The organism is Trebonia sp., from assembly GCF_049794275.1.
Classification (GTDB): domain Bacteria; phylum Actinomycetota; class Actinomycetes; order Streptosporangiales; family Streptosporangiaceae; genus Trebonia.
Genome location: NZ_JBARCR010000026.1, coordinates 1 through 8,921, shown reverse-complemented (window position 1 = coordinate 8,921; position 8,921 = coordinate 1). Strand labels below are relative to the sequence as shown.

Genomic DNA, 8,921 nt, shown 5'->3' with positions numbered 1-8,921 from the left:
GGCCAGCTGGCCATGTGCGTGCTCGGCGTGATCGTGATCAGCAGCGAGTACTCCACCGGCGCGATCCGCTCGTCGCTGCTCGCGGTCCCGCGCCGGATCCCGATGCTGACCGCCAAGGCGCTCATCTTCGCGCTGCTCGACTTCGTGGTCAGCGCCATCACCGTCTTCGCGGTGTTCTTCATCACCACGGCGATCCTGCGCAGCCACATCTCGATCACGCTGTCCACGACCGGCGTCACCCGCGCCTGCATCGGCGGCATCCTCTACCTGACGGTGCTCGGCCTGTTCTCGCTCGCGATCGGCGGCCTGATCCGCCACACCGCCGGCGCGATCGCCACGGTCATCGCCCTGGTCCTCGTCGTGCCGCCGCTGATCTCCCTGATCCCGGGCACGATCGCCAACCACGTTCACGGCTACCTGCCCACCATCGCGGGCCAGCTAGTCGCCCAGACCAGCCAGCAGTCCGGCGACGTGCTCTCCCCGTGGCAGGGCTTCGGCGTCTTCTGCATCTGGACCGTGGTGCTGCTAGCCGCCTGCGGCTACCTCCTTCTACATCGCGACGCCTAAGGGGTCATAACAAAAGGCCGCGGTGGCCGGTGGCCGTCTGTCAGCCGCTTGAGTCCGTGCCTGTGGCTAGGGCGGCTTGAACTGGGCCCAGGATGACGGTCTGAGTTGAGACCATTCATGGGATGGCGTGGGCGGGAAGGTAGTGTCGGCTTGAGGTGGACCCGGTTCCGGGGGCTGGCTGCGAGGTGGTCGCGCCGACTCCGGGTAGTCCGGATCGACCCCACTCGAGGAGTGAGGCAGCCATGAACACCCGGGAAAGCGCCGATACCCGGATCGTCGACCCGGCCCGCCTCCCGTTCGCGTACCAGGACGCGCTCAACGCCGGGGACGCCGACGCCGTCGTCGCGCTGTTCCACCAGGACGCGGCGATGCACACCTTCACCGGCAAGGTCCTCACCGACCAGGAGGCGCTGCACGCTGAGGCGGTCCAGTCGATCGCGGCTCAGGCGCGTCTGACCAACAAGCCCAGGTCCACCCTGATCGGGGGCGATACGGCCCTGATCATCGTCGATTGGGACCTCGAGGCGATGTTGCCGGACGGCACCGGGATCTCGCCGACCGGAACGACGACGGCTGTCGCCCGCCGGTCGGCCGACGGGTCGTGGCGGTTCGCCATCCTCGACTGTCAAGGGGCAGTTGGATCTCCCGGGTGGTCGTAGTCGCTTCAGGCGGGGCGACACCACGTCCTGCAGTGGCTTCGGTAAGCCCGTTGCTGTCGCCTTGGGTGACGACCGGGCGGTGCGGGTGTGGGATCTGACCACCGGCGAGCAGGTCGGCGAACCCTTGACCGGCAACGCCCACCCGGTGTTGGCGGTGGCGACAGGGGTGGCGGACGGCCGCCCGGTCGCCGTCGCCGGGGGCGAGGATAAGGCGGTGCGGATGTGGGACCTGGCCACCGGTCAACAGGCCGGTGCGGAATTGGTGTTCCCCCGACGCGGTGAGCGCGCTGGCCGTGGCGCAGGACGGGCGGTTGGCGGTGGCTTTCGGCTCGGAGGTCGCGGTCCTTGCAGCCGCACATTGTCAGGAGCCTCAGGACTCCTGACGGAGTGACTTGTTGCGCAGTCGTCGCCAGCAGATGATGGCGCAGCCGAGGGCGAGGAGCGCTTCGTGAATGTCGTCGCGGATCTCCCAGCGGATACGCAGGCGGCGGAAGTGGTGCAGGAGCGCGAACGCGGATTCCGCCACCCACCGGTAGACGCCAAGGCCCGAGCCGTGTTCGGTGCCGCGTCGGGCGATCTTCGGGCTGATGCCCAGCTCACGGACCCGGCGGCGGTAGCTGTCGTGGTCGTAGCCGCGGTCGGCGTACACCGCCTCCGGGCGCCGTCGCGGCCGGCCGCGCTTGCCGCGGATCGGCGGGACGGCCTCGATCAACGGGATCAGTTGGGTGACGTCGTTGCGGTTGCCGCCGGTGAGGGTGGCGGCGAGCGGAATGCCGTGGGAGAAGTCCAGCAGGTCCGCGGCCCGCAACTCGGCCAGCAGCACCTCGTGCAGGCGCTGCCAGACCCCGGCCTCGTTCCAGTCCCGCAGCCGCCGCTAGCAGGTCATGCCCGAGCCGAAGCCCAGCTCCTGCGGCAGGAACTCCCAGCGGATCCCGGTGTTGAGCACGAACAGGATCCCGCACATCACCTTCCGGTTCTCCAAGCGCTTACGGCCCGGACGTCCGTCAGTGCGCTCGACAACCGGCAGGAGCGGCTCGATCCGCTTCCACAACCCGTCCTCGATCTCCCACGGCTTACGCGTGGTCTTCTTCGTTTCGGCTGGCTCGCACCCCTCTCAGACAGCCCAGACGAGACCTGACACCGTCATTCCTCGCAAGTCAGGCACCCCAATTTTTGTTATGTCTCCTAAGACCGACGCCACGGTGCGCGCCTGTCGTGCTGGTGAAGGATGGGAGCATGATCCTCGACAGCTGCGACATCCCGATAGTGCTGGCTCCGCTGGCCGGCGGCCCCTCCACGTCGGAGCTGGCCGCCGCGGTGAGCAACGCCGGTGGGCTGGGCTTCCTCGCCTCCGGGTACCTGTCCGCCGCGGAGCTCGCGGACCGACGTCGTCGGCTGAACGAGCTGACCGGCCGACCGTACGGCGTAAACCTGTTCGTTCCTGGGCCGGCCGGGGACGTGGGCCGGGTGCGCCAGTTCGCGGCGGAAATCGAGTCCGACGTATCCGGCGCCGGGGCGCGGATGGGCGAGCCGCGGCACGACGATGACGACTGGGACGCCAAGGTCGGGTACCTGATGGATACACCGGCGGACGTGGTGTCTTTCACCTTCGGGATCCCGGGTGAGGATGTCATCTCCGGGCTGCGCGCCAGGGGAACCGAAGTCTGGGTGACGGTCACTAGCCCGGAGGAGGCACGCCGCGCGGCCGCCGCAGGCGCGGACCTGCTGGTCGTTCAAGGCTACGAGGCGGGCGGCCACCGGGGCGGAACGAGCGACGCCCCAGAAGAGGCGGTCGGGCTAATCGCGCTGCTGCAGCTCATCACCGCGCGTATGGACACGCCCGTCGTGGCTGCCGGCGGCATCGCGACGGGCAAGGCGATCGCCGCGGTGCTGTGCCTGGGCGCCAGGGCCGCCGCCCTCGGCACCGCGTTCCTCGACTGCCCGGAGGCGGCGACCGCGCCGGTGCACCGATCCGCGCTACACGCCGACGCCCCGACCAGGCTCACCCGGGCGTTCAGCGGCCGGACCGCGCGCGGGATCGAGAACGGGTTCCTCCGCGCCCACTCCGAATCCGCCCCGGCGGCCTACCCCGAGGTACACCACCTCACCTCGCCGATGCGTAAGGCTGCCCGCCAGGCCGGCCTCGCCGACTACGTGAACCTATGGGCCGGGCAGGCCTACCCACTAACGGCCTCGACACCCGCCGCGGACCTCGTCCGCGACCTGTGGCAGCAGGCCCGGACGGCCCTGAGCCATGCTGTCAGCCACCTCTCCTGATACGCCGAACCAGACGGTCAGCGTGGCCATCGCATTACGTCGCGAGAGCTGTGATCGCGGCTTGGAGCCGGTGGCGCTGGGCCACGAGTTTCGCGGCCGACTCTGCCAGCGTCGCCCATGGCGCCGCCGTCGGGTCGATCCGAGACGCCAGTTCGGAGTGCCAGGCGGATGGCTGCTGTCCGGCTGGTGGCGGCAGGAACTGGACCGGAACCGCAGCCGATCCGGGCTCTGCCGATAGAACTGCAGTGAGGCCGCGTCGAGGTTCTCGTTGACCAGCACCGCTACGCCCGCCTGAACCGGCTCGGCAGTGCCGCGGATTAGGCTGCTCGGCCCATCGCTAGCAAGGCTCATCTTGTATGGCAGCCTTCATCGCGGCCAGCGTATGCCGCATGTTCGCCTGCAGCGTCTGCCGACGATATTCGATGATCTCCGCGGACCGCTCCGGATGCCTGCGCATCATCCAGCGGAGGCCGCTGTCGCCGGGCCCGTGCACGAAACAGTGCCGGACGAAGGTCGTGCCGTCCAGAGCCGGATCGAGGTCGTACCGCCAGCCTGAAGACGGATGATCGACAGTCTGAGCGGCATCCTCGTCGTCCAGCACCACCCACTCCAGCGTCCGCGGCCGGTCGGCTTGGGTGATAACACAGGTCACGGTCCATTCGAATCCGCCCAGCGCCCGATTGAGCCCGCTGAATCGGACGCCCGGCCGGGCGTCGTGATGACCGTCGAGCCAGGCTATGCGGATGCATTCCGGGCTCCAGTTGCCCGTGTTGGTGATGTTGGCGAGCAAGTCCCAGACGACGCCCGGCGGAGCGGCAACCACGATCTCAGCGTCGATCCGCATCCCGGTGACGTCTGCTGGCAGCACACGCCCGATGCTAGTTGACCAAGCCTGCTGGTCCGCAGGACCGGCCGTCAGCAGTACGTGCGCGAGGTGCGCCAGTTCAGCAGCCTGCGGAAGGGATCAAGACCAAATCTTGGCCCAAGTCGGGAAGCCGCCGGCTAAGCCCCTCTGCCTCCACGGCCTCGATTAAGACAGATGCGGACATTCACGGAACACGCCGGAGCCCTACTACCTGGCCGCCTTCGGCTACCTCCTCATGCGCTGCGATGCCTAAGACCGTCTGGCGGCCATTCTGCGCCGCCCGAAGAGCCGCGGTGAGGTCCGTTGCGTCGGGATGGCCCATGATTTCCGGGCGGGCAAACAAGATCTTGCCGTTCACGTGCTGCCGATAGATAGCGGAAGATTCGACTACGCAGCGAGGCACCTTCGACGCTCGCGAGACGGCGTAGTCGGTAGCCGACAGCAGTACGATCACCGCGGAGTCGAAGCCGAACGACCGGAACGGAGACAGCTGCAATTGGCCCGGCTTCACCGGATCGGACACGACACGGGCTTTCACCTGCAGTTTCTCACCACCTTCACCAAGCACATCCCACGACTTCTCTGCGTTGGGCGCCAGCTCGCCGCCAAGTGCGGTCGCCACGAGGTATTCGGCGTAGTCGCCGACCGGAGCGTTCTCCGTCCGGATCACGCCCCGGTGCTTCAACTCACCCAGAATGGCCTGGTACAGAGAGAAGAGACCAGAGTCGCTGACCGTCGAGAGGTCTGGCACATGCTCGGGGAACATGGCGCACAGTATGACGCATGAGACGAATCTGGCCGATATGACAGAAGGAGAGATGCGGTGCGGCTGGTCGTAGTTGGGTCCGGGATAGTCGGAAGCGCTTGCGCCTACGCCGCCAGCGTCCTTGGCGCGGACGTGATCTTGATTGACTCGGACCGGACGGGCCGGGCCACGTCCGCAGGCGCCGGGATCATCAGCCCGTGGGCATCGTCAGTCGACGACCCGGACTGGAACTCCTTGGCGTGTTCCGCTGCGCGTGCCTACCCAGCGCTCGTCGGCGCGCTGGCTGAAGAGGGCGAGACAGCTCTCGGGTACCGGCAGGTTGGCGCGCTGATGCTCACTGACAGCGCGGAACGGCAGCGGGAGATCAGCCAGCGACTGATCGCGCGGCAGGCTCGGTGGCCGGAGATGGGCGAGGTTAGCTTGCTTGATCCAGGACAGGCACGGGGGCTGTTCCCGCCGCTGCGGCCGGACGCCTGGGCCGTTCACATCAGCGGAGCCGCCCGGGTCGACGGGCGTCTCATCTCCGCTGCGCTGCGCCGGGCGGCCGGACGCAACGGTGCGACCGTCTTGCCCGGTGATGCCGCGCTCCGGTGCGCGCACGGCGCGGTGGAGGGCGTGACGGTAGCCGACCAGTTCCTCGCGGCGGACGCGGTAGTGGCGGCGACCGGGGCCTGGACGGATGCGTTCGTGGAGCCGGCGGGACTCACGCTTGGCGTAACGGCTCAGCGTGGCCAGATCGTCCATATCGGCCTGGGCATGACCGATACCAGCCGCTGGCCCGCCATCCTGCCCAGTGGCACGGGCCATTACATGGTGGCGTTCGACGACTCGCGGGTCGTAGCTGGCGCCACTCGGGAGACCGGCTCCGGCTTCGACTACCGCATCACCCCCGGCGGCCTCGCCGAAGTGCTTGACGAAGCCCTGGCCGTCGCGCCCGGCCTTGCGTCCGGAACCTATCTGGAGACCAGGATCGGCTTCCGGCCGATGGGGCCGGACATCAGGCCACTGCTTGGCACGGTGCCCGGCATCGACGGGCTTACCGTCGCCACAGGACTCGGAGCCTCGGGGCTGACGATGGGGCCCTACGCCGGAGAACTGGCCGCCCGGGTCGCCCTGGGCACTTCCCTGCCATTGGATCTCAGCCCGTTCAGCCCGGTCCGACACGGCATCCGCACCGGGAGCAGGCAGTGATGTGAGCGCTCTGGAAATAGCGCTCAGGAAATACTGCAGCCCTTCGACTTCGTCAGATGCGGTGTCGGGCACGGTCTCAGGCATTATGAGCAACGTATGAAGGAGGTACCGTGCCCGGGAGCCTGCACCATGTAGAGCTGTGGGTGCCGGACCTGGGGCGTGCCTGCGCTGAGTGGGGATGGCTGCTCGTGCAGCTTGGATACGCGCCGTTCCAGGAGTGGACGGTCGGGCGCAGCTGGCGCCTCGGCGCCACTTATCTCGTGGTCGAGCAGTCGCCCGCGCTGGCCGCCAGCGAGCACGACCGGCTGCGGCCAGGACTGAACCATCTCGCGTTCCACGCCGGAACCCGCCAGAATGTCGACCGCCTTGCTGCTGAAGGACCGGCATTCGGCTGGGCGCTGCTGTTCCCCGATAGGCATCCGCACGCTGGCGGGCCAGATCACTACGCTGCCTACCTCGCCAACACCGACGGGTTCGAGGTCGAGCTCGTCGCCGGTGAAGCGTGACCGGGCCGGCTGCCCTCACCTGGAGCGGGGTCACGGCGCGGCGGATGGCGCGGCACGCGCTGGCAGAACCGGCCGCCGACCTGAGGCCCGATGCGATCGCTGGGGTGTTGTGCGGAGCGCACGCTCAGCTGCTCGGCGCCGCCGAGCTGTCGATCGGGCGGCGGATTACCGGAGCTACCCGCGCCGATGTGCGGCGCGCGCTCTGGGAGGAGCGCACCCTGGTCAAGACGTTCGGGCCGCGTGGCACCATCCACCTGCTGCCCGCCGCTGACCTGGCGATGTGGACGGGCGCGCTGTCGGCCCTCCCGCCGATCACGCATCATCCGGACCCGGTACGCTTCTCCCCCGGGCAGGCTGAAGAGGTGATGGCGGCCATCGGTGACTCGCTGGCGGACGCAGAGCTGACCGTCGACGAGCTGACCGAGTCGCTCGAGGCTCGGACAGGCCCCTGGGCGGTCGAGCGGACGATGGAAGCGTTCGGTGGGAAGTGGCCGCGCTGGCGTCAGCTCACCGGCGCGGCGGCGCACCGAGGGATGTTGTGCTTCGGGCCGGATCGGGGCCGCAACGTGACCTATACCAACCCGCACCGCTGGCTGCCCGGCTTCCGTCCCGCCGACGGCGACGCGGCGCTGCGCGCGCTCCTCACCCGCTACCTTTACGCGTACGGCCCGGCGACGCCGGCCAACTTCGCCCAGTGGCTAGCCATGCCGGTGCGGCGGGCGACCGAGCTGTTTGGCGTGCTGGGCGAGGAGCTGGAGCGCGTCGAGCTGGATGGGACGCCGGCCTGGACGCTGGCCGGTGACACCGCGACGCCGCCCGAGCCGTACCGGGGGATCCGCCTGCTGCCTTACTTCGACGCGTATGTCGTCGCGGGCCAGCCCCGGAACCAGCTGTATCCGGGCGCGGCCGCCGTCCGTGCGCTCACCCCGGCGGGGCAGGCGGGAAACTATCCGGTCCTGCTGGTCGACGGCGTGGTCGGCGGAGTGTGGCACCAGCGGCGCTCCGGGGGCGCGATCGCTATCACGGTCGAGCCGCTACAGCAGCTGACCGCGCCCCAGCGCCGGCAACTTGATGAGGAAGCCAGCCTGGTCGGCGCGGTCATGGAGGCGGCGGTGATGCTGACGGTGGGCACCGTCACGGTTGGCGCCCACGCGTAAGCGACAGGCACCGGGCTACCGGCGGGCGCGGCGCGGGCCGAACTTGTAGTAGGCCAGGGCGCCGACGGCCAGCAGCAGCAGCCACGGCGAGAACAGGAAGTGCACGACGAAGCTGATGACGATCAGGGCCACGATGGCGATGAGGGCGAAGGCGATGAGGGCGGGCATGACGATCGGTCTCCGTTCAGGGTTTGCTGTTTTCGACCTGCTTCTAGGCTGCCGCGCACGGTGGCTGCCGTCGATCGGGATCAGCCCTGTTCGCACCCTGGTGTGCATGCCCCGGGATCAGGGGCATCCCTGATCCGGCGGGTCAGGGTCGGGGCGGCAGGCTGTCCCGCTCGCCTCGGGTAAGGCGGATCGCGGCCGCGTAGATCGCCGCGGGGTTGCCCGGCGGCCAGCCAGGCAACGGGTCGATCGTGTCGACGTAGACGAAGCCGTTGTGTTCGTAGAAGGCCCGCGTAGCCTCGTACGGGGCGTAGCCGGCCGAGCTGTCCAGGGTTTTGACCGTCACGACGCTGACTCCGGTCTGCGCCAGGTCGTCCATGACGTTGTTGAGCAGCCTGGTTCCGTGGCCTTGGCCGCGCCGGCGAGCGTCGACGGCGATCCACAGGATCTCCGCGCCGCCGGGTGATTTCCTGGCAGCGATGACAAAGCCAGTGATCGTTCCGTCATCGGTGATGACCCAGGCCTCGTGACTGTCCGCATCGTGCTCGACCTTCCCGGGCACGTCGTCGGTGAAGTACTCGGGAAGGCCCCGCACGATGGCCGCGAGGGCAGGAGCCTCCCCGGCCGCAACACGGCGGACAGCGTTCATAACGCAGTTCTATCGCCTGGCGGGCCGTGACTGCGAATGACTTCTCCCCACGGGGAGATGGCCTCGGAGGTGCCGTCGGGGTGCACGATGACTTTCCAGCCGCGGCGGTGAATGCACAC

Annotated in this window: 10 protein-coding genes and 1 pseudogene; 6 read left to right on the top strand and 5 right to left on the bottom strand. The window is 68.7% G+C overall.

Features of this window, described 5'->3' with window-relative positions; all coding sequences use genetic code 11:
• Positions 1-567, top strand: a 567-nt coding sequence (locus WA805_RS00640; RefSeq protein ID WP_425241396.1) for an ABC transporter permease, incomplete at its 5' end; no start/stop codon positions are given.
• 242 nt (positions 568-809) lie between these two features.
• A complete protein-coding gene (locus tag WA805_RS00635; protein ID WP_425241395.1) occupies positions 810-1,226 on the top strand; it encodes a YybH family protein in 417 nt (138 codons plus the stop codon).
• Between the two features lie 370 nt (positions 1,227-1,596).
• On the opposite strand, the pseudogene WA805_RS00630 reads toward WA805_RS00635, so the two are convergent.
• Positions 1,597-2,277, bottom strand: a pseudogene (locus WA805_RS00630) (transposase).
• Positions 2,278-2,462: 185 nt separating this feature from the next.
• Here WA805_RS00630 and WA805_RS00625 point away from each other — a divergent pair.
• Complete coding sequence (locus WA805_RS00625; RefSeq protein ID WP_422337354.1) at positions 2,463-3,503, top strand: NAD(P)H-dependent flavin oxidoreductase; 1,041 nt, start codon at positions 2,463-2,465, stop codon at positions 3,501-3,503.
• A 337-nt stretch (positions 3,504-3,840) separates the two neighbouring features.
• On the opposite strand, the gene WA805_RS00620 is transcribed toward WA805_RS00625, so the two are convergent.
• Positions 3,841-4,347, bottom strand: coding sequence for an SRPBCC family protein (locus WA805_RS00620; RefSeq protein WP_422273093.1), 507 nt, complete (start codon positions 4,345-4,347; stop codon positions 3,841-3,843).
• Between the two features lie 205 nt (positions 4,348-4,552).
• On the bottom strand, positions 4,553-5,134 hold the full coding sequence (locus tag WA805_RS00615; RefSeq protein WP_425241394.1) for a hypothetical protein: 582 nt from the start codon (positions 5,132-5,134) through the stop codon (positions 4,553-4,555).
• A gap of 57 nt (positions 5,135-5,191) precedes the next feature.
• Between WA805_RS00615 and WA805_RS00610 the strand changes: the two genes are divergently transcribed.
• From WA805_RS00610 to WA805_RS00600, 3 genes are all read left to right on the top strand, one after another.
• Positions 5,192-6,325, top strand: coding sequence for an NAD(P)/FAD-dependent oxidoreductase (locus WA805_RS00610; protein ID WP_425241393.1), 1,134 nt, complete (start codon positions 5,192-5,194; stop codon positions 6,323-6,325).
• Between the two features lie 110 nt (positions 6,326-6,435).
• Complete coding sequence (locus WA805_RS00605; protein WP_422289691.1) at positions 6,436-6,831, top strand: VOC family protein; 396 nt, start codon at positions 6,436-6,438, stop codon at positions 6,829-6,831.
• Complete coding sequence (locus WA805_RS00600) at positions 6,828-7,988, top strand: winged helix DNA-binding domain-containing protein (protein ID WP_425241392.1); 1,161 nt, start codon at positions 6,828-6,830, stop codon at positions 7,986-7,988. The genes WA805_RS00605 and WA805_RS00600 overlap by 4 nt, the downstream gene beginning before the upstream one ends.
• A 15-nt stretch (positions 7,989-8,003) precedes the next feature.
• Here the strand turns inward: WA805_RS00600 and WA805_RS00595 are convergent, their stop codons facing one another.
• Both WA805_RS00595 and WA805_RS00590 read right to left on the bottom strand, forming a co-directional pair.
• Positions 8,004-8,156 carry a hypothetical protein gene (locus WA805_RS00595; RefSeq protein WP_422273103.1) on the bottom strand — a complete coding sequence of 51 codons (153 nt, stop codon included), beginning with the start codon at positions 8,154-8,156 and terminating at the stop codon, positions 8,004-8,006.
• Between the two features lie 142 nt (positions 8,157-8,298).
• On the bottom strand, positions 8,299-8,802 hold the full coding sequence (locus tag WA805_RS00590) for a GNAT family N-acetyltransferase (protein ID WP_422340361.1): 504 nt from the start codon (positions 8,800-8,802) through the stop codon (positions 8,299-8,301).
• Positions 8,803-8,921: the final 119 nt, after the last annotated feature.